Origin of the sequence: Kitasatospora sp. NPDC127116, from assembly GCF_042677365.1 — a bacterium.
Taxonomy (GTDB): domain Bacteria; phylum Actinomycetota; class Actinomycetes; order Streptomycetales; family Streptomycetaceae; genus Kitasatospora; species Kitasatospora lactacystinica.
Genome location: NZ_JBHXTL010000022.1, coordinates 1 through 21,829 on the forward strand (window position 1 = coordinate 1; position 21,829 = coordinate 21,829).

4 protein-coding genes are annotated in these 21,829 nt (G+C 74.1%); 3 read left to right on the top strand and 1 reads right to left on the bottom strand.

The window, feature by feature from the left end; genetic code table 11:
- Positions 1-14,671 (bottom strand): SDR family NAD(P)-dependent oxidoreductase (locus tag ACFVHV_RS12070; protein WP_380350925.1); only part of this gene is annotated, 14,671 nt, incomplete at its 3' end.
- 904 nt (positions 14,672-15,575) lie between these two features.
- Between ACFVHV_RS12070 and ACFVHV_RS12075 the strand changes: the two genes are divergently transcribed.
- The 3 genes from ACFVHV_RS12075 (at position 15,576) to ACFVHV_RS12085 (ending at position 20,996) form a co-directional block, all read left to right on the top strand.
- On the top strand, positions 15,576-16,745 hold the full coding sequence (locus ACFVHV_RS12075) for a cytochrome P450 (protein ID WP_380350927.1): 1,170 nt from the start codon (positions 15,576-15,578) through the stop codon (positions 16,743-16,745).
- Positions 16,746-16,933: 188 nt separating this feature from the next.
- Positions 16,934-17,896: a hypothetical protein gene (locus ACFVHV_RS12080; RefSeq protein ID WP_380350929.1), complete on the top strand. Its 963-nt coding sequence runs from the start codon at positions 16,934-16,936 to the stop codon at positions 17,894-17,896.
- A gap of 175 nt (positions 17,897-18,071) precedes the next feature.
- A complete protein-coding gene (locus ACFVHV_RS12085; protein WP_380350931.1) occupies positions 18,072-20,996 on the top strand; it encodes a polysaccharide lyase family 8 super-sandwich domain-containing protein in 2,925 nt (974 codons plus the stop codon).
- Positions 20,997-21,829 lie beyond the last annotated feature (833 nt).

Consider the following 21,829-nt stretch of genomic DNA (forward strand, 5'->3'; position numbering starts at 1 on the left):
CCCCACACGCAACGATCGCCTCCCGGAACACCGGCTCCGAGCCGTACAACTCCCCACCCATACCCACCCACTGCGCCCCCTGCCCCGGGAACACGAACACCGACCGACCCGGCGAACCGGCCACCCCCGTGATGACGCGGGGGTCTCCGTCGGCGAGGGCGGCCAGTTCCGCCATGAGGTCGGTCCGGGTGCTGCCCGCCAGGGCCGCCCGGTGGGCGAGCATGGTGCGGGTGGTGGCGAGGGCCCGGCCTATCGCGGCCGACCGGAGTCCGGGGTGGGCGGTGAGGTGGTCCGCGAGCCGTCGGGCCTGGGCGCGGAGGGCGTCGTCCGTCTTGCCGGACAGCAGCCATACGGTGGGCTCCGCGGAGTCGTCCGCGGCGGGTTGTTCGGGGGTTTCTTCCAGGAACTGTTCGATGACGACGTGGGCGTTGGTGCCGCTGGCCCCGAAGGCCGAGATGCCCGCGCGGCGGGGCCGCCCCGTCTCCGGCCACGGCCGGGCCTCGGTCAGCAGCCGGATGTCACCGGTGTCCCACTCGACGTGCGGCGTGGGCTCCTGGACGTGCAGCGTCGGCGGCAGTTCGGCGTGCCGCATCGCCATGACCATCTTGATCAGGCCGGCCGCGCCGGCCGCCGCCTGGGTGTGGCCGATGTTCGACTTCACCGACCCCAGCCACAACGGCTCCACCCGGTCCCGGCCGTAGGTCGCCAGCAGCGCCTGCGCCTCGATGGGGTCACCGAGCGTCGTCCCCGTACCGTGCGCCTCCACCGCGTCCACCTCGGACGGCTCCAACCCGGCATTGGCGAGAGCCTGCCGGATCACCCGCTCCTGGGAGAGGCCGTTGGGCGCGGTCAACCCGTTGGACGCGCCGTCCTGATTGACCGCCGAACCCCGCACCACCGCCAGCACCCGGTGCCCGTTGCGACGGGCGTCCGACAACCGCTCCAGCAGCACCAGCCCCGCACCCTCACCCCACGCCGTACCGTCGGCCGTCGACGAGAAGGGCTTGCACCGGCCGTCGGGGGCCAGGGCGCGCTGGCGGGAGAACTCCGTGAACTGGAGGGGGGTCACGCTCACGGTCACCCCGCCGGCCAGGGCGAGTGTGCACTCCCCCGAGCGCAGTGCCTGCGCGGCGAGGTGGATCGCCATCAGTGACGAGGAGCAGGCGGAGTCGACGGACACGGCCTGGCCCTGGAGGCCCAGCAGGTACGAGACCCGGCCGGAGGTGATGCTCGGCGAGATGCCGGTGGCGAGGTAGCCCTCGGTGTCGGGCGGTGCCTGGTCGGGGCTGCCGACGTAGCCGGAGGACCAGATGCCGGTGAACACGCCCGTCCGGCTGCCCCGCAACGACGTCGGATCGATCCCCGCGTCCTCGAACGTCTCCCACGCGGTCTCCAGCAGCACCCGCTGCTGCGGATCCATCGCCAACGCCTCACGCGGCGAGATCCCGAAGAAATCGGCATCGAACCCCGCCGCGTCCGCGAGGAAACCACCCGACCGCGTATACGACGTCCCGGGACCACCCGCCGGATCATAGAGACGACCCACATCCCACCCGCGATCCGACGGGAACTCCCCCACCGCGTCGACCCCACCGGCCACCAGATCCCACAAGTCCTCCGGCGACCCCACTCCACCCGGCAACCGGCACCCCATGCCCACGATCACCACCGGATCAGCCGACACCGGAACCCCGGCCGGCACCACCGACACCACACCCTTTGCCGCACCGGAGAGTTCGGCCGTGAGGTGGTCGGCAAGGTCGGCCGGGGTGGGGTGGTCGAAGACGAGGGTCGCGGGCAGCCGCAGGCCGGTGGCGCCGGCGAGGCGGTTGCGCAGTTCCACGGAGGTCAGGGAATCGAAGCCGAGGTCGCGGAAGGCGAGTCCGGGGGTGATCGCGGCGGCGTCGGAGTGGCCGAGGACGGTGGCGGTGTGGGCGGCGACCAGGGACAGCAGGTCCGACGCGGGGGCCTTCGGCGTCGGCAGGGTCTGCGGCATCGAGAGGTCGGCCGTGGTCAGCGCGGGACGTCCGGAAGCCAGCGCGGTGTCGAACATGGCCAGGGCGCGTTCGGTGCTGATGGGGCGGATGCCCTGGCGGGCGAGGCGTTGGCGGTCGGCCGCGGTGAGGTGGGCGGTCATGCCGCTCTCCTGCTCCCAGTAGCCCCAGGCCATCGACACGGCGGGCAGTCCGAGGGTCTGCCGGTGTGCGGCGAACGCGTCGAGGTAGGAGTTCGCGGCCGCGTAGCCGGCCTGGCCGGCGTTGCCGAGTACACCCGCGGCCGCGGAGAACAGCACGAAGGCGGCGAGGTGGTGCTCGCGGGTCAGCTCGTGCAGGTTCCAGGCGCCGTCGACCTTGGGACGCAGCACCTGGTCGAGCTGCTCTGCGGTCAGCCGTTCCACCACGGTGTCGTCGAGCACGCCGGCCGCGTGGACGACGGCGGTGAGCGGGTGCGCGGCCGGGATCGAGTCCAGTACGGCCGCCAGCGCGTCCCGGTCCGCGACGTCACAGGCCACGACCCGCACGTCGACGTCCCCTTGCGGCTCCAGGTGCGGCACCGCGCCGCCGCCGCGGCTGACGAGCAGCAGGTGCCGTACCCCGTAGCGGGACACCAGGTGCCGGGCGACGGCCCGGCCGAGGGTGCCGGTGCCGCCGGTGATCAGCACGGTGCCGTCGGGGTCGATCGGCCGGGGGACGGTGAGGACGATCTTGCCGGTGTGGCGGGCCTGGCTCATCAGCCGGAAGGAGGCGACGGCCTGGCGGAGGTCCGCAGCGGTGACCGGCAGCGGCTCCAGTGTCCCGTCGGCGACCATCGCCACGACCTTGGAGAGGATGTCGCCCTGCCGCGCGGGGTCGACGTCGTTGAGGTCGAAGGCCCGGTAGATCAGGCCCTCGGGTGAGCGGATGTCCGTCCTGCCCAGCTCGACGAACCGTCCGCCGTCGGCGAGCAGCCGCAAGGAGGCGTCGGTGAGTTCTCCCGCGAGCGAGTTGAGGACGACGTCCATGGCCGGGAACCGCTCGGCGAACCGGGTGTCGCGGGACGAACCGATGTGGTCGTCCGCCAGTCCGAGGCGCCGCAGGGTGTCCCACTTGGCGGGGCTCGCGGTGGCGAAGACCTCCGCGCCGCTGTTCAGGGCCAACCGGATGGCGGCCATGCCCACACCGCCCGCGCCGGAGTGGACCAGGACCCGGTCGCCGGGGCGTAGTTCGCCGAGGTCGAACAGCCCGTACCAGGCGGTGGTGAACGCGATGGGCACCGACGCCGCCTCGGTGAAGCTCCAGCCCTCGGGGATCGCCGTCAGGAGCCGGTGGTCGGCGACCGTGCGCGGCCCGAAGGCGCCGGGCATCATTCCCGTGACGCGGTCGCCGGGCCGCCAGGCCGTGACGCCGGGGCCGACCTCGATGACGGTGCCGGCCCCTTCGCCGCCCAACGGGGGCCGGTCCGGGTACATGCCGAGGGTGATGAGCACGTCGCGGAAGTTCAGGCCGGCCGCGCGTACGGCGACCCGTACCTGTCCGGGTTCCAGCGCGGCCTCCTGCCGGGGCAGCAGGGCCAGGTCGTCCAGTTGCCCGCTGCCGGACTCGCTCAGCCGGTACGCGCCGTCGGGGGCGGTCGGTTCCGGCGCGTACCTGGCCTGCCGCGGCACCAGGACGCCTTCCCGGCGCAGGGCCAGTTCGGGTTCGTCGCCGGCCGTCATGGCGGCCAGGACCGCGTCCTCCTCGGACGCGTCGCCCATGTCGACCAGGACGAACCGGCCGGGGTGCTCGGCGGCGGCGCTGCGGACCAGGCCGCGTACGGCCGCGCCGGCCACGCCGCGGGTCAGGACGGCCAGGCGTGCGGCCGCCCGCTCCGGCTGCCCGGCCAGGAAGTCCTGGACGAGCGCGCGGGCCCGCTGGACGAGGGCGTGCACGGAGTCCGCGTCGGCTTCCGCGGCGAGTACCGGGCTCGGCACCACCTCGGTCGGTGGGCCCGCGATGAGGGGTACCCACCGGGTGTGCAGCACCGTGGCCCGGGCCTCGGCGGCCGGACGGACGGTCAGCGCGGTGATGTCCGCGACCGGGTTGCCGGACAGGTCGGTCAGGGTCGCGCGGTAGGTGCCGGTGCCCGTGCGGGCCAGGTGGACCCGGGCGGACGACACACCGGTGGTGTGCACGGCGACGCCGGAGAAGGAGAACGGCAGCCGGACCCGGGTGTCGGGGCTGAGCAGGATCAGCGGCTGGAGTGCGGCGTCCAGGAGCGCGGGGTGGATGCCGAAGCGGGCGCCGTCGGGGACGGACACCTCGGCGTACAGTTCGTCCTCGCCCCGCCACAACTCCCGCACGCCCCGGAACGCGGGTCCGTACTGGTATCCGAGTCCGGCGAGGTAGGCGTAGAACCCTTCGGGGTCCACGGGTTCGGCGTTCCTCGCGGGCCAGTCGGGGCGACCGGCCGTCACCTGGCCGCCGAGGGTTCCGGACGCGTGGCGGACCCAGCCGTCGCCGCCCCTGGCGTGCACGGTGACCGGTCGGCGGCCGGCGTCGTCCGGGGCGCCGACCGAGACCTGGATGTCCGTGGGTGCGTCGGAGAGCGCGAGGGGCAGGTGCAGGACGAGGTCGTCGAGGGTCCCGCCGGCCAGGGTGGCGAGTTCGAGGAAGGCGGTGCCCGGCAGCAGGACCGTGCCGTCGACGGCGTGGTCGGCCAGCCAGGGGTGGGTGCGGGTGGAGACGCGCCCACTGTGCACGGTGGTCCCGTCGGGCAGTTCGACCGTGGTGCCCGCCAGCGGGTGCCCGGTGGCGTGGTCGCCGGCCGCGGGGGTGAGCCAGTAGGTGCTGCGCTGGAAGGGGTAGCGCGGCAGCCTGACGCCGTGCGGGCGGTCGTGCGGCCAGGTCACGGCGACGCCCTGGACGTGGAGGCGGGCCAGGGCGGTGTGGAATTCCCCGACGGCGCCGTGGTCGCGGCGCAGGGTGCCGGTCGCCACGCCGTCCAGGTCCTGCACCAGCACCGGGTGCGGGCTGACTTCCACGAACACCTCGTGGCCGTCGGCGGTGAGCCGGGCGGTGGCCAGGTCGAACCGTACGGGTTCGCGGAGGTTGCGGTACCAGTAATCGGCGTCGAGGGCTGAGGTGTCGACCGGCTCGCCGGTGACCGTGGAGTAGAACGGGATCGCCGCCGAGCGGGGCGTGATGTCGGCCAGTTCGGTGAGCAGTTGCTCGCGGATCGCCTCGACCTGCGCCGAGTGGGCGGCGTAGTCGACGGGGATGGCGCGGGCGCGTATGCCGTCCCTGGCGCAGGCTGCCAGCAGTTCGTCCAGGGCCCCGGGTTCGCCGGACACGACGACGGTCGAGGCGGAGTTGACCACCGCGACGGTGATCCGGTCGTCCCAGGGGCTCAGGTAGCCGGCGGCGTCGTCCGCGGACAGCGCGACCGAGACCATGCCGCCGTGTCCGGCCAGGGCGACCAGGGCCTTGCTGCGCAGGGCGACCACCCTGGCGGCGTCGTCCAACGACAACGCCCCCGCCACGTACGCCGCCGCGATCTCCCCCTGCGAATGCCCGACGACGGCATCAGGCTCCACACCATGGGCACGCCACAACTCCGCCAGCGCCACCATCACCGCGAACAGCGCGGGCTGCACCACATCCACCCGCTCCAGCGAACCACCGCCGGTCAGCACCTCGACCAACGACCAGTCGGTGTACGGTGCCAACGCCGCGTCACACGCATCGATCGCCTCCCGGAACACCGGCTCCGAGCCGTACAACTCCCCGCCCATCCCCACCCACTGCGCACCCTGCCCCGGAAACACAAACACCGACCGACCCACCGGGCGGGCGGTCCCGGTGACCAGACCCGGCGCCGTGCCGCCCTCGGCCAGGGCGTCCAGGGCCGCGGCGGTGCCCACCACCACGGCCCGGTGCTCGAACACGGCGCGGGCGGCCAGAGCGCCCCCGACCGCCGCCGGGCTCACCTCGGGATGCGCGGCGGTGAAGGCGCCCAGCCGGCGCGCCTGCTCCCGCAACGCCGCCTCGGACCGGGCCGACAGCGGCCAGAGGACCTGGTCGTCCGCGCGGCCCCGGGGGGAGGGTGCGGCGGAGTCGGCCTCGGCGGGCTGTTCGGGGATGCTCTGCTCGATAATGACGTGGGCGTTGGTGCCGCTGATGCCGAAGGCGGAGACGGCGGCCCGCCGTGGCCGCCCGGTCCCGGGCCAGACGACCGGTTCGGTGAGCAGCCGGACCGCGCCGGAGGCCCAGTCGACGTGCGGGGTGGGCGCGTCCACGTGGAGGGTCCGAGGCAGTTCGCCGTGCCGCATCGCCATGACCATCTTGATCAGGCCGGCCGCGCCGGCCGCCGCCTGGGTGTGGCCGATGTTCGACTTCACCGACCCCAGCCACAACGGCTCCACCCGGTCCCGGCCGTACGTCGCCAGCAGCGCCTGCGCCTCGATGGGATCACCGAGCGTCGTCCCCGTACCGTGGGCCTCCACCGCGTCCACCTCGGACGGCTCCAACCCGGCATTGGCGAGGGCCTGACGGATCACCCGCTCCTGGGAGGGGCCGTTCGGCGCGGTCAGGCCGTTGGAGGCGCCGTCCTGGTTGGTGGCAGAGCCCCGGACGACCGCCAGCACCTCGTGGCCGTTGCGGCGGGCGTCGGACAGGCGTTCCAGCAGCAGCAGGCCCGCGCCCTCGGCCCAGCCCGCCCCGTCGGCCGCGGCGGCGAAGGACTTGCTGCGGCCGTCGGGCGCGCTCGCCCCCTGCCGGGACATCTCGGTGAACAGCGTGGGTGCCGCGTTGACGGTGACGCCGCCGGCCAGGGCCAAGGAGCATTCTCCCGAGCGCAGCGCCTGGGCGGCCAGGTGCAGGGCCACCAGGGACGACGAGCAGCCGGTGTCCAGGGACAGTGCCGGGCCGAGCAGGCCCAGCTGGTACGCCAGCCGGCCGGACCCCACGCTCGACGCGGTGCCGGTGACCTGGTAGCCCTCCAGGTCGTCGGGGACCGGCCCGGCGGCGTAGCCGGTGGACCACATGCCGGTGAACACGCCGGTGGGTGTGCCCTCCAGCGCGGTCGGGTCGATACCGGCGTACTCGATGGTCTCCCACGCGGTCTCCAGCAGGATGCGCTGCTGCGGGTCCATGGCGAGCGCCTCGCGGGGCGATATCCCGAAGAACGCCGCGTCGAAGTCTCCGGCGGCGTCGAGGAAGCCGCCCTGGGACGTGCTCGACGTGCGGGGGCGGCTTCCCGTCGGGTCGTACAGGCGGTCGATGTCCCATCCCCGGTCGGCCGGGAAGTCGCCGACCGCGTCCACGCCGTCCGCGACCAGCCGCCACAGGTCCTCGGGGGTGCCGACGCCTCCGGGGTAGCGGCAGCCCATGCCGATGACCGCGATCGGCTCGTCCGTCGCGGCCGGGGCCGGGGCCCGCGGCGCGTCCTGCTCGCCGGACCCGCCGGACAGGTGGGCGGCCAGCCGCGCCGGGGTGGGGTGGTCGAAGACGAGGGTGGCGGGCAGCTGCGTCCCGAGCGCGGCGGTCAGGCGGTTGCGCAGTTCCACCGCGGTCAGTGAGTCGAAGCCCAGGTCCTTGAACGCCCGCCGGGGGTCGAGCCGCTCGGGGGTGGCGTGTCCCAGCACCCCGGCGACGTGGGTGGTGATCAGCTCCAGCAGGTCGGTGCCGCCGGCGGGGGGCACGGGTCGGGGGGCCTGCGGCCGGCTGTGGGCCTCGGGCAGGTCCCGCAGCAGCCGGCTCGGCCGCGCGTGGGTGTAGGCGCGGGCGAACTGTTCCCAGTCGGCCTCGGTGACGACCGCGAGGGCCTCGTCGTGGTCGAGGACGTCCTGCAGCGCGTCGAGTGCCCGGCCCGGGTCCAGTTCGCCGAGGCCGAGCAGGGCGCGCTGGTGCCGCACGGGCTCCAGGTCCGCCATGCCGCCTTCGGCCCAGATGCCCCACGCGACGGAGGTCGTGGCGCGGCCCTGGGCCCGGTGCTGTGCGGCCAGGGCGTCGAGGAAGGCGTTGCCGGCGGCGTAGGCCGCGCCGTGGCCGTCGCCCCACACGCCCGCGGTGGAGGAGAACAGGACGAAGGCGTCGAGGTCGGGCAGGAGTTCCGCCAGGTTCGCCGCCCCGGCGACCTTGGCCGTGACGACCTCGGCGAACTCCGCCGGTGTCGTGTCGGCCAGCCTGGTCGCCCTGATCACGCCGGCGGTGTGGAAGACCGCGCGGATGCCGCCGACGCGCGCGACGAGGTCCCGCAGGGCGTCCCGGTCGGCCACGTCGCACGCCGCCACGGTCACCCGCGCCCCGGCTGCCTCCAGTTCGTCGCGCAGGCCGGCCGCGCCGGGTGCGTCGGGGCCGCGGCGGGAGGCCAGCACGATGTGCTCCGCGCGCTGCCGCGCGAGGCGGCGGGCCAGATGACCGCCGAGCGCGCCGGTGCCGCCGGTGACCAGCATCGTGCCCCGCGGCCGCCAGGGCCGCGCGGCCGGGCCCGATGAGGCCTTGCGGCGCAGCCGCTTGGCGAAGCGCCGGGTGCCGCGGATCGCCACCTGGTCCTCGCCCGTGCCGGCGAGCACGACGAGCAGCGCGTTCACGCTCTCCTCGTCGGGCACGGCGGGAAGGTCGACCAGGCCGCCCCAGCCGTGCGGGAACTCCAGCGCCGCGGACGCGCCGGTGCCCCACGCCAGGGCCTGGGCCGGGCTGGTGACCGGGTCGGTGCCCGAGGTGCTCACGGCGCCGCTGGTCGCGCACCACAGCGGGACGGCCGCCGTCCTCACCGGGTCCGGGCTGCGCACCGGGTCCGGGCTGCGCACCGGGTCCAGGGTGCGGACCAGGTCCAGGGTGCGGACCAGGCCCGCCGGGAGCACCGGGTGGTCGGGGTGCGGCTCCTCGTCCAGCGCCAGCAGCGACAGCACACCGTCCGGCCCGGGCCGGGCGTCCCCGGTGCCGGCCACGTCCCAGGTGTCGGCCGCATCCCAGGTGTCGGCCACCGCGAAGCCCCGTTCGCGCAGGGCCTCGGCCCACGGGTGCCCGGTCGTGGCCAGGACGAGCCAGCGATCCGGGTCCACCGGGGCCGCGGTACCGCTCGTCGGCGTCCATGCCACCTCGTACCGCCAGTCGTCACGGGGCACCGGCGGGGTCGCGGTCACCCAGTAGGGCTCGCGCTGGAAGGCGTACGTGGGCAGGTCCGCCCCGGGTGCGGTGCGGGGCAGCACCGGCTTCCAGTCGACGTCGGCTCCGGCGGCGTAGAGGCGTCCCGCCGCGGCGAGGAATTCGGTGAGGCCGCCGTGGTCGCGGCGCAGTGTTCCGGTGGCGGCGACATCCAGCGCGGGCACCAGCACGGGGTGCGGGCTGACCTCCAGGAACAGGTCGTGGCCGTCGGCGGTGAGCCGGGCGGTGGCCAGGTCGAACCGTACGGGTTCGCGGAGGTTGCGGTACCAGTAGCCGGCATCGAGGGCGGAGGTGTCGACGGGTTCCGCGGTGACGGTGGAGTAGAAGGGGACGTCCGCGGTTCTCGGCTCGATCCCGGCCAGTTCGGTGAGCAGTTGCTCGCGGATCGCCTCGACCTGCGCGGAGTGGGCGGCGTAGTCGACGGGCAGGCGGCGGGCACGGATGCCGTCGGCCTCGCAGGCCGCCAGCAGTTCGTCCAGCACGTCGAGGCCGCCGGACACCACGACCGCCGCGGGTCCGTTCACCACGGCGGTGGTCAGCCGCTCGCCCCAGCGGGCCAGGTAGCCGGCGGCCTGTTCGACGGACAGCGCGAGGGACACCATGCCGCCCCGGCCGGCGATGACGGCCAGCGCCCTGGACCGCAACGCCACGACCTTGGCGGCGTCGCCCAGCGACAGCGCGCCGGCGACGTACGCGGCGGCGATCTCCGCCTGGGAGTGGCCGACCACGGCGTCCGGCTGCACGCCGTAGGACCGCCACAGGTCGGCCAGCGCCACCATGACGGCGAACAGGGCCGGCTGCACCACGTCGACGCGGTCCAGCGAGCCGTGGCGCAGTTCGTCGACCAGCGACCAGTCGGTGTACGGGGCCAGGGCGGCGGCGCAGGCGTCGATGCCGGCGCGGAAGACCTCGGACTGCTCGTACAGGTCACGGCCCATGCCCGCCCACTGCGCCCCCTGTCCGGGGAAGACGAACACGGTCCCGCCGGTACGGGCAGGCAGGCCAGGCACGCCCAGCAGTCCCAGCAGTCCCGGCAGTCCCGGCGGGAGCGCGGCCAGGCCGGACAGCAGGTCGTCCCGGTCGGCGCCGACCACCGCGGCCCGGTGCTCGAACCGGGTGCGGGCGGCCAGTGCGCGGCTGATCGCGGCGGCCGGGACGTCGGGGTGGGCGGTCGCGTACGCGTGCAGCCGCTCGGCCTGGGCGCGCAGCGCGGCGTCGGTCTTCGCGGACAGCAGCCAGGCGGTGGGGGCGGCCCGGTCGGCGGGTTCGGGAAGGTGGCCGGGGTCCGGGTCGGAGGACTGCTCGATGCTGCTCTGCTCGACAATGAGGTGGGCGTTGGTGCCGCTGATGCCGAAGGCCGAGATGCCCGCGCGGCGCGGGTGCTCGTGCTCCGGCCACGGCCGGGCCTCGGTCAGCAGCCGGACGCCGCCGGAGGCCCAGTCGACGTGCGGGGAGGGGGCGTCCACGTGCAGGGTCCGAGGCAGTTCGCCGTGCCGCATCGCCATGACCATCTTGATCAGGCCCGCGACGCCGGCGGCGGCCTGGGTGTGGCCGATGTTCGACTTCACCGACCCCAGCCACAACGGCTCCACCCGCCCCTGACCGTACGTCGCCAGCAGCGCCTGCGCCTCGATGGGATCGCCGAGGGCGGTGCCGGTGCCGTGGGCCTCCACCGCGTCCACCTCGGAGGGCTCCAACCCGGCGTTCGCCAACGCCTGACGGATCACCCGCTCCTGCGACGGACCGTTCGGCGCGGTCAACCCGTTGGACGCGCCGTCCTGGTTCACCGCCGAGCCCCGGACGACCGCCAGCACCCGGTGGCCGTTGCGGCGGGCGTCCGACAGACGTTCCAGCAGCACGACACCCGCGCCCTCGGCCCAGCTGGTGCCGTCGGCCGCGGCGGCGAAGGGCTTGCTGCGGCCGTCCGCCGCGAGGCCGTGCTGGCGGGAGAACTCGGTGAAGCCCAGCGGTGTCGCCATGATCGTGACGCCGCCGGCGAGCGCCAGCGAGCACTCGCCCGCGCGCAGGGCCTGGGCGGCCAGGTGGACGGCGACCAGGGAGGACGAGCAGGCGGTGTCCACGGACAGCGCCGGACCGCGCAGCCCGAGGTGGTAGGCGACCCGGCCGGACGTGACGCTGGTCGCGACGCCGGTGAACAGGTAGCCCTCCAGGTCCTCCGGCAGGCCCGGCCCGGTCGCGTAGCCGGACGACCAGACGCCGGTGAACACGCCGGTGTGGCCGCCGCGCAGCGAGGCCGGGTCGATTCCGGCGTGCTCGAACGTCTCCCAGGCCGTCTCCAGCACGAGCCGCTGCTGCGGGTCCATGGCGAGCGCCTCGCGGGGCGAGATGCCGAAGAACGGAGCGTCGAAGCCGGCCACCGCGTCCAGGAACCCGCCCCGGTTGGTGTACGTGGTGCCCGGGCCGCGCAGGTCCGGGTCGTACAGGCCGCCCAGGTCCCAGCCGCGGTCGTCCGGGAAGTCGCCGATCGCGTCCACGCCCTCAGCGACGAGCCGCCACAGGTCGTCCGGCGAGGCCACCCCGCCGGGGAGGCGGCAGCCCATCCCCACGATGACGACCGGGTCGTCGTGGGCGGCCGCGGCGGCGGGGGCGGCCTGGGCGGCGGAGGCCGGCCGGTCGCCGGGGCCGGTGCGCAGCCAGTCGATCAGTTCCGCGGGCGTCGGGTGGTCGAAGACGAGACCGGAGGGCAGTTGCCGGTCCAGGGCGCCGGCCAGGCGGTTGCGCAGTTCGAGCCCGGTGACCGAGTCGAAGCCGAGGTCCTTGAAGGTGAGCGCGGGATCGATGTCCGCGGGGTTCTCGTGGCCCAGCACGAGCGCGATCTGCTCGGTGACCACGGCGGCCGCGTCGACCGTGCTGCCCGACTCGGGGTCGCCGGTGTCCGTGCCGCCCGTGTCCCTGCCGCCCGCGTCGGTGTCGCGGGTCTCCGGGCCGCCGTCCGGCCGGCCGGGCGCGGCGGTCTCCGCGGCGTGCGTCCCCGGGGCGGCCGGGGTCCGTCCGCTCTGCCGGGCTGTCGCTTCGGGCAGCCAGTACGAACGGCGTTGGAAGGCGTACGTGGGCAGGTCGACCGGCGCGGCCCCGGCGACGGCCGGGGACCAGTCGACCGGCACGCCGGCCACGAACAGCCGGGACAGCGCGGTCAGGAAGACGTCCGGCCCGCCCCGGTCACGGCCCAGCGTGCCGGTGGCGACGCCGGGCACGCCGGTCCGCTCGCGGGCCTGTTCCAGGGTCTGTTCGAGGGCGGGCAGCAGCACCGGGTGCGGGCTGACCTCGACCACGACGTCGTGCCCGTCCGCCAGCAGTGCGGCGGTGGCCAGGTCGAAGCGGACCGGCTCGCGCACGTTGCGGTACCAGTAGCCGGCGTCGAGCTCCGTGGTGTCGTCGAGGAGGCCACCGGTGACCGCGGAGTAGTACGGGATGGTGCCCTGCCGCGGCCGCACACCGTCCAGTTCGGTGAGCAGCCGCTCGCGGATCGCCTCGACGTGCGCGGAATGGGAGGCGTAGTCCACCGGGACGACGCGTGCGCGGACACCGTCCGCCGCGCAGGACTCGACCAGTTCGGACAGGGCCTGCGTGTCGCCGGACACCACGACCGAGCCGGTGGCGTTGACCACGGCGACCGTCAGCGCGCCGCCCCAGCGCGACACGTGGTCCTCGGCCCGCTCGGCGGACAGGGCCACGGACACCATGCCGCCCCGGCCGGTCAGCGCCACCAGCGCGCGGCTGCGCAGTGCCACGATCCGGGCCGCGTCGGACAGCGACAGCGCGCCCGCGACGTAGGCCGCGGCGATCTCGCCCTGCGAGTGCCCGACCACCGCGTCGGGCTCGACACCGAAGGAGCGCCACAGTGCCGCCAGGGACACCATCACCGCGAACAGGGCGGGCTGCACGACGTCCACCCGGTCGAGCGGAGCGCCGTCCAGGACATCGGCCAGGGACCAGTCGGTGTACGGGGCCAGGGCCTGGGCGCACTCGTCCATAGCGGCCCGGAAGACGGGGTACGCGGCGTACAGCTCCCGGCCCATGCCGACCCACTGCGCACCCTGGCCGGGGAACACGAAGACGGTACGGCCCGGGGTGCCGGCCCGGCCGGCGGCGGCCTGGACGGAGTCGAGCAGGACCGCGCGGTGCGCGAAGCGGGTTCTGGTGGTGGCCAGCGCGTGCGCGACCTCGGCGCCGGTCAGGTCCGGGTGGCTGCGCACGTGCTCGCGCAGGCGCTCGATCTGCGCTCGCAGCGCCTGCTTGGTCCGCGCCGTGACGATCCACGGCGCCGGCCGGGCCTCGGGGGCGGGCCGCCGGGCCGGCGGCGCGGCCGCATCGGGCGCCTGCTCGACGATCACGTGCGCGTTGGTGCCGCCCATACCGAACGACGACACGCCGGCGAGCAGGGGCGCGTCCGGCCGCGGCCAGGGGGTCAGAGCGGTCTGGACCCGCAGCGCCAGTGCGTCGAGAGGGATGCCGGGGTTGGGGGTTTCGTGGTTCAGGCTCGGCGGCAGTGCGCGGTGGTACACGCTGAGGACGGCCTTGAGCAGACCGACGATGCCCGCGGCGCCTTCCAGGTGGCCGACGTTCGTCTTGGCGGATCCGACCCGCAGGGCGCCGTCGGCGTCGCCGGACCCGGCCGGGTCGCGGTAGGCCGCCGCGAGGGCGGCGGCCTCGACGGGGTCGCCGACAGCGGTGCCGGTGCCGTGCAGCTCCACGTACTGCACATCCGCGGGACGCACGCCGGCGCGGGCCAGTGCCTCGCGGATGACCTGTTCCTGGGCCTGCGCGCTGGGCACGGTCAGGCTCCGTGTGGCGCCGTCGTTGTTGACCGCGCTGCCCCGGACGACACCGTAGACGCGGTCCCCGTCGGCCAGGGCCCGACCCAGCGGTTTCAGGACGAGGAAGGCGCCGCCCTCGCCGCGGACGAAGCCGTTGGCCCGGGCGTCGAAGGTGAAGCAGCGGTCGTCCGGGGACAGACCGCCGAACTCCGCCGCTCCCTCCTCTCGGGCGGCGGTCAGGTTGAGGTTCACCCCGCCGGCCAGGGCGAGCGCCGACTCGCCGCGGCGCAGGCTCTCGACCGCCAGATGCACCGCGACCAGCGCCGACGACTGGGCCGTGTCGACCGTCATGCTCGGTCCGCGCACACCGAGGAAGTGCGAGACGCGGTTGGCGATGACGCCCCGGCTGGTGCCGGTCAGCGTGTGCGGCGTGATGTGACCGGGGTAGGCCAGCGACGTGTAGTCCTCCCACATCGAGCCGACGAACACCCCCGTCGGACTGCCCGTCAGCGTGCCCGGCACGATCCGGGCGTCCTCCAGGGCCTCCCAGGCGAGTTCGAGCATGAGCCGCTGCTGCGGGTCCATGCCGGCGGCCTCACGGGGGGACACACCGAAGAACGCGGCGTCGAAGCCGTCCACCCGGTCCAGGTAGCCGCCGTGCCGTACGCCCTGCCGGCCCGCGGGCGGCGCGGTGATCGCGTCGGACCCGTCGCACAGCAGTCGCCAGAACGCCTCCGGATCCGGGGCTTTCGGCAGCCTGCCCGCCATTCCGATGACAGCGACACGATCAGCGTCCGAATCCAAGGGGAAACGCATCACATCGACACCTCGTGAGCCGTGGAATGAAGGAAGGCAGGGGGGGTGTTTCCGTAGCAGTCCCGATGGTGCGGCTCCGGCCGCGCCGGCGGCCGGAGCATCGAGCGAGCGGGCAGCCCGGCGGCCCGGTGGTATCCGAACCCGGACTCGACGGCGCTTCGGGCGCCTGGATCAGTGGAGCGGTCCCTCGAAAGCGACAGCGCCGGCGACGCTCTCCGAGGAAGATGCACTGGTGAGCTGAGCGTGGGGGCCGGGGCGATGATCGCCCCGCCGCGCAGACGAGCATGGCAGCAACATCACGCCGTCGCCATAGGCCATGCGGAGGCTGTCTCAAACGAGGCACATCACAACGTCATATGCCTGCACGACCAAGGCGCCGTGGCGAAATCCGTCCCGTGCCCCATGAAACGCGCCGATTCCTGACGACGGCCCGCCACAGTGTCCGCCGGCGGACCCGCCGGCGAATCTGCCGGTGAACCTGCCGGTTCGGTCACAGTAGTTCGTCCACACCCCGAACCGCCACGACCGGGCCGGGTTCACGGGCACCGTCGACGCCGCCGGTGACAACGCCCTAGAATCCCCTTCGCACTCGCGCAGAAGAACGTCCTCGACCGCCATCCGCCCACGCGGGAAGACCTCCGCACGGCGATCACCACCCGGATCGAGCGAACCGACCACCGGCGCCACCGACGGCTCCGACCGAACCGTTCGACCCCCTCGACGTCGAGACGATCGCGAAGCGCCACCGCCCCCCGGCGGCACACAACCCAGCTGTCACCGATCCGTGCATCGGCCCCGGCCGTTCGCGCCCGGCACCCGGCGCCCGGACCTGGTGACATCCAGTCAGGAGGCAGCGATGCGAGCCACGTTTCCCCTCACCACACCGCACCACCTCGACAACGAGCCCGAAGCCGAGGCCCTGCTCGCGAAGGCTCCGGTCGTCCTCGCGTCGATGGGTACGGCGGACGTCTGGCTCGCCCTTTCCTACAAGGCGGTGCGCCAGGTTCTGAGCGACAGCCGGTTCAGCCGGGAGGCGGCCACACTTCCGGGCAGCCCGCTGAAACTGTCCGTCGCCGCCGACCCGCTACTGGTCTCCAGCCTGGACGGCGAGCGCCACGCCCGCCTGCGCAAACTGATGTCGCAGGCGTTCAGCCCGCGCATGGTCGATCAGCTCGAACCACGCGTGCAGTCCATCGCGGACTCCCTGCTCGACTCCCTCGATCCAACCGCGGATCTTGTGGCAGGCCTCTGCGCTCCACTGCCGTTGATGGTCATCTGCGAGCTGCTCGGCGTGCCCTACTCCGAGGCGGAGGCCATCCGCAGGTGGACCAGGCGGCTGTTCGTCACGAACATCACTCCGGACGAACTGCGGGCCGCACAGGGCGAGATGCAGGACTGGCTCGCCGATCTGGTGCGTCAGAAGCGGGCGCAGCCGGACAACGGGCTGATCTCGGCGATGGTCGCCGCCAACGACGAGGGCGACCACCTCACCGAACCCGAGCTGCTGGCCAACCTCGAAGGCCTGCTGATCGCCGGCCACGAGACGACCGTCAACCAGCTGGGCAACTCGTTCCTGACCCTGCTGCGCCACCCGGACCAACTCGCGCTGCTGCGGTCGTCACCGGACCTGATCGGACCGGCGGTCGACGAACTACTGCGCTACAGCAGGCTCTTCACCTCGGCCGAGGTCCGCGTCACGACCGAGCCCGTCGATCTGGAGGGCGTCGAACTGGGGGCGGGCGCACCGGTGTTGCCGGTCATCGTCGCGGCCAACCGCGACCCCGGCGTGTACCCGGATCCCGGCCGCTTCGACATCACGCGCGAAGGACCGGCAGCGCACCTCGCCTTCGGGCACGGGCCGCACTTCTGCCTCGGCGCGATACTGGCCCGCCGGGAGATGCGGGTGGCGATCGGCTCCGTGGTGAAACGGTATCCGGGACTGCGCCTCGCCGTTGACGAGTCCGAGCTCGCCTACGTGCCGGAACTGGTCTTCCGCGGCCTGCAGGCGTTGCCGGTCACCTGGTGATCCGCGGACTCTCGTACCGCAGTGGACAGCTGCCCGCACGACCGACGGCACCGGCTGCGAACTGACCTGGATCGTCTCGGTTGAGCCGGGGCCGGGTGGGTGAGGCCGCGGCGGGCAGCAGTAGGGTGCGGCGCTGACGGATTGATCATGTGTCGGCGGACGGGCACAGCGCGCGTGAGGAACTCGGCGTGAGGTACGGAGATCAGGAGCACCTGCGGCGGGCCCCCTACCGGGAGGGGTCCCACCAACCGCAGCAGCCGGGTGGTGTCCCGCTGTGGCAGCGGTTCCGGGGCGAGGAGTGGCCGACCCTGCGGGAGGTGCTGGCGCCCGTGCGGCGGACGGTCGGGGGCTGGGTCCTGGTGCCGCTGATGTTCTGCCTGTGGCCGTTGCTGGTGCTCCTGGGGCTCTACCCGATGGCCAGGACGGCGCGGCGGCAGGCGCGGCGGGTGTTCGCGGTGCCGGGGCCGCCGGGGATCACCGACGAGGCGGTGCTGCGGGTGCAGCGGATCCGGGGGTGGCTGGCGCTCGCGGCGGCGTTCTGGGTCCTCGTGGTGTACGGGTCGTCGGACGACTGGGGCCGGCTCGACGAGCAGTTCGAGGTCCGGCTGGCGGTCACGCCAGTGCTGGTGCTGGTGACCACGCCGGTGGTGGTCGGGGTCCTGTTCCGGCTCGCCGGGCCGGCCGCCCGACCGGCCATGCGGGCGCAGGTGCGGCCTGCGGTGCTGATGGCCCTGAAGTACGTGGGCGCGTGCACGGCGGTTCCGGCTCTGCTGTGGCTGGCCTCGCAGGCGCGGGGGTCGGTCCAGGGCCTGTTCCTCGGGCCGCTGTTCGACCTGCTGGTCATGACGGCGCCGATCTGGGTGCTGATGTTCGTGGCCTTCGCCTCACCGACGGTGGCCCGTACGGCATTCACCATGGACCGGGTGCACGCGACGTTCCCGCCCATCCTCACCGGCATCGTGGTCTGGGAGCTCGCCGGGATCGGGCTGCTGTTCGGCGGCCTGCCGCCCGGCCCGCCGCCCGTCCAGCTGTGCGCCGTGGTCGGCGGACCCGCGACGGTGACGGCGGTGGCCTGGTGGGAGGTGCACCGGCTCCGTACACGCTTCGGGGTCTCCCTGCGCGGGCGGGCGACGGCCGCGAACCGACGGTAGTCCGACCCCGTTCGGGAGGCGTGCCCCTGCCCCAGCCGGCCTCCTCTGCCCGGTAAGCGATCACCGGTCTCCTGCCACGCTCCCTCCCGGTCTCCTCCCCTCCCGTTGACGGCCCTTCGGGAAAGCGCTTACCGTCGTCCCGCCCGGCCCCCACCTCCAGGGAGGACCTCCCCTCGTGCCCGCCGCACCGAACCCCGCCCTGCTCTCCCGCCGCCGCCTGCTGCAACTCGCCGCCATCGGTACCACCGCCCTCACGCTCGGCGCCCTCCCCACCCCCGCCACGGCCGCGGCCGACGCCTACGACACCCTCCGCCTCCGCTGGCGCGACCTGCTCACCGGCACCGGCTTCGACCCGGCAACCGCCCCCTACGCCACCACCCTCGCCGCCCTGGGCGACCGGGCCCGCACCCAGCTCCAGGCCATGGCCCCGGCCTCCACCTCCCTCTGGCCGGACCTCCCCCTGGGCACCAACTCGGCGAACGTCACCGCCTCCCACACCCGCCTGCGCACCATGGCCATGGCCTGGGCGCAGCCCGGCACCGGTCTGACCGGTGACCAGACCCTCGCCACCGCGATCACCACCGGCCTGAACCACCTCAACACCACCACCGGCGCCTACACCCCCACGGCCACCGCCTACGGCAACTGGTGGGACTGGCAGATCGGCACCCCGCAGGCCCTCCTCGACATCTGCGTCCTGGTCCACGACCTCCTGACGCCCACCCGGCTCTCCGCCCTGCTCGCCGCCGTGGACCGCCAGGTCCCCGACTCCCAGGTGTCGAGCTACACCGGCACCAGCACGGGCGGCAACCGGGTGGACCTCTGCCGCGTCCTGGCCCTGCGCGGCGTGCTGGGTCGCGCCTCCGCCAAGCTCACCACCGCCACCACCGCGCTCTCCCCGGTCTTCCCGTACGTACTGACCGGCGACGGCCTGTACGCCGACGGCTCCTTCGTGCAGCACACCTGGGTGCCGTACACCGGTTCCTACGGCGAGGTGCTGCTCGGCGGCCTGAGCAGGCTCTTCGCCCTGCTGGCCGGTTCCGCCTGGCAGATCTCCGACCCGTCCCGGCAGAACGTCTTCGACGCCGTCACCGACGCCTACGCGCCCTTCCTCTACAACGGCCTGGTGATGGACTCCGTCAGCGGGCGGGCCGTCAGCCGGGGCCGCCAGAGCGGCGACCAGTTCCAGCTCCAGCAGGACGACCACACCCGGGGCCACACCCTGATCGGCCACATCCTCCGCCTCGCCGACTCCGGTGCCGCCCCGGCCGCCCAGTCCGCCGCCTGGCGCTCCGCCGTGAAGGGCTGGCTCACCCGTGACTACTACCTCCCCTACCTCTCCAACGCCTACCTCGACGTCCCCGAGCTCGCCCGCGCCCAGGCGCTCCTGAACTCCGCCACCGCCGCCTCCCCCGAGCCGCTCGGCGCCCGGGTGTTCGCAATGGACCGCGCCGTGGTCCGCCGCTCCGGCTGGGCCGCCTCGCTCAGCCTCTGCTCCGCCCGCACCGCCTTCTACGAGACCGGCAACGGCGAGCACCTGCGCGGCTGGCACACCAACAACGGCATGCTCTCCTGGTGGGGTGCCACCTCCGGCAACGGCCAGTACTCGGACGCCTTCTGGCCCACCGTGGACCCGTACCGCCTCCCCGGCACCACCGTCTCGGCCAAGCCGCTCGCCGACGCCGCCGGCGGCGCCTGGGGCGCACCCCGCCCGGACTCCACCTGGGCCGGCGGCGCCACCGACGGCACCTACGCCGCCGTCGGCCAGGACCTGCGCGGCCTCTCCTCCACCCTGACCGGACGCAAGTCCTGGTTCCTGCTGGACGATTCGGTGGTCTGTCTCGGCGCGGGCATCGGCTGCACCGACGGCACCCCGGTGGAGACCGTCGTCGACAACCGCAACCTCGGCCCCGCAGGCACCCACGCCCTCACCGTGGACGGCGCCGCCCAGCCCACCACCCTCGGCTGGTCCCAGCGCTTCGACGGCGCCCGCGCCGTCGCCGTCGCGGGCTTCGGCGGCTACGTCCTGCCCGCCGGCAACACCCTCCAGGCGAAGCGCGAGGCCCGCACCGGCAGCTGGCACGACATCAACACCAACGGCTCCACCGAGCAGCTCACCCGCCGCTACCTCACCCTCTGGTTCGACCACGGCACCGACCCCACCGACGCCGGGTACGAGTACCAGCTGCTGCCCGGCGCGACCGCCGCGGCCACCGCGGCCCGGGCGGCCGCCCCCACAGTCACCACCCTCGCCAACTCCCGTACGGTCCAGGCGATATCCGACTCCGCCTCGGGTGTGACGGCCGCCAACTTCTTCGCAGCCGGCACGGCCGGGCCGCTCACCGCCTCCGCCCCCTGCTCGGTGCTGGTCCGCGACACCGGCAGCACCCGCACCGTCACCGTCGCCGACCCGTCCCGCCGGGCCGCCACCGTCACGGTCACCCTCGCCGGCACGGGCCGCCCCACCGCGGCCGCCGAAGGCGTCAGCGTGCTCTCCACCGAGGGCACGGTCACCCTCCTGGTGGAACTCGGCGGCACCCAGGGCGCCGGCCGCACCATCACCCTCACCACCGCCTCCGGTGCCCCGGCGACCGCCACCGCGACCCTGCTCGACCCCACTCAGGACAGCTTCGTCCGCGACGGCTCCTACGCCACCACCAACTACGGCACCGCCACCACCCTGACGGTCAAGAACACCGGCACCACCGACAGCGGCTTCAGCCGCCGCGCCCTCTTCACCTTCGACACCACCGCCGTCCCCGGCACCGTCCGCCGCGCCGTCCTCTGGGTCCACGGCGCGGTCGCCGACTCCGGCGGCACCCTCGCCACCCTCCAGGCCTTCACCACCGCCCCCACCCCCTGGACCGAACTCGCCGTCACCTGGGCCAACGCCCCCGCCCTGGCCCAACCCCTCGGCACCGGCCGGATCTCCACCACTCCCGACTGGATCCCCCTCGACGTCACCTCCGCCGTCACCCCGGACAACCCCTCCCTCGCCCTGGCCCTCTTCCAGCCCCTCGCCACCGTCGGCCTCGCCGTCAACCTCGACGCCCGCAGCCACACCGCCTTCCATCCCGTCCTGGAGGTGATCAGCTCCTGACCGGCCACCGCCGCACCACGGGGTGTCATGACTTCGGTGGCCGCCCCGATCAGGGGAGACACTGAGGAGTTCGCTGCCGGATCACCTGATCGAGCCGGTTCCTGGCGGATCGGTCTCGTCGGGGCCGGGATCGGCCGATGCCCCGGACATGGGTCCGAGGGCGATCCGCGAGAGAGGGCCTGGCGGCAGGCCGGCCCGCAAGTGCGGAGCTGGCGCAGTGCAGGGCGGCCGGTGGTGGCCTGATCGTTCGCCGGTTTCACCGCCGGGACCTCCGGGCCGGTGCGGACCTCGGCCCGGCCGTCGCCGGGGGTGCCGGTCGGCGGAGTCGGCGCCGGCGCCACCTGCCGTCCGTGCCCCCGGCGCGACCGGCTGCGGGGCCGGTTCCCGGGCCGGTCGGCCGGCCCGGGAAAGGGGTCAGCTCTCGTTGCCCCGTTCGTCCTCGGGCGAGAACCGCAGGCAGGTGGCGGCCGCCGCGCGCCGAGGGCCAGCAGCACGACGGAGATCCACAGGCCGGCCAGGTGGTTGCCGGTGCTCTCCTCGGCCCAGCCCATGTCGTAGGAGCCGACGAAGCCACCGGTCATGCCGGGCAGGAAGTGGACGACGGAGTAGAGCGCCACCTGATGCATCCAGTCGGCGAAGATCGCGATGGGCATCTGCTTGTCGCGCAGCACCGTCAGCAGGGAACCGCAGCTGGTCCCGGCGGCCCTGGCACCGTCCTGCTGCTCGCGAGTCGCCGCCTCGCCGACCAGCGCCGCCTCCTTGGCGGTCGGCCACGGGCCGTGGCCGGGCCGTCCGGGAGGTACTTGAGGACGACGAAGGCCAGGAGAACGCAG

Coding starts and splice junctions, on each gene's coding strand:
- ACFVHV_RS12075 (WP_380350927.1), top strand. CDS start 15,576: ATGCGAGCCACGTTTCCCCTCACCACACCGCACCACCTCGACAACGAG.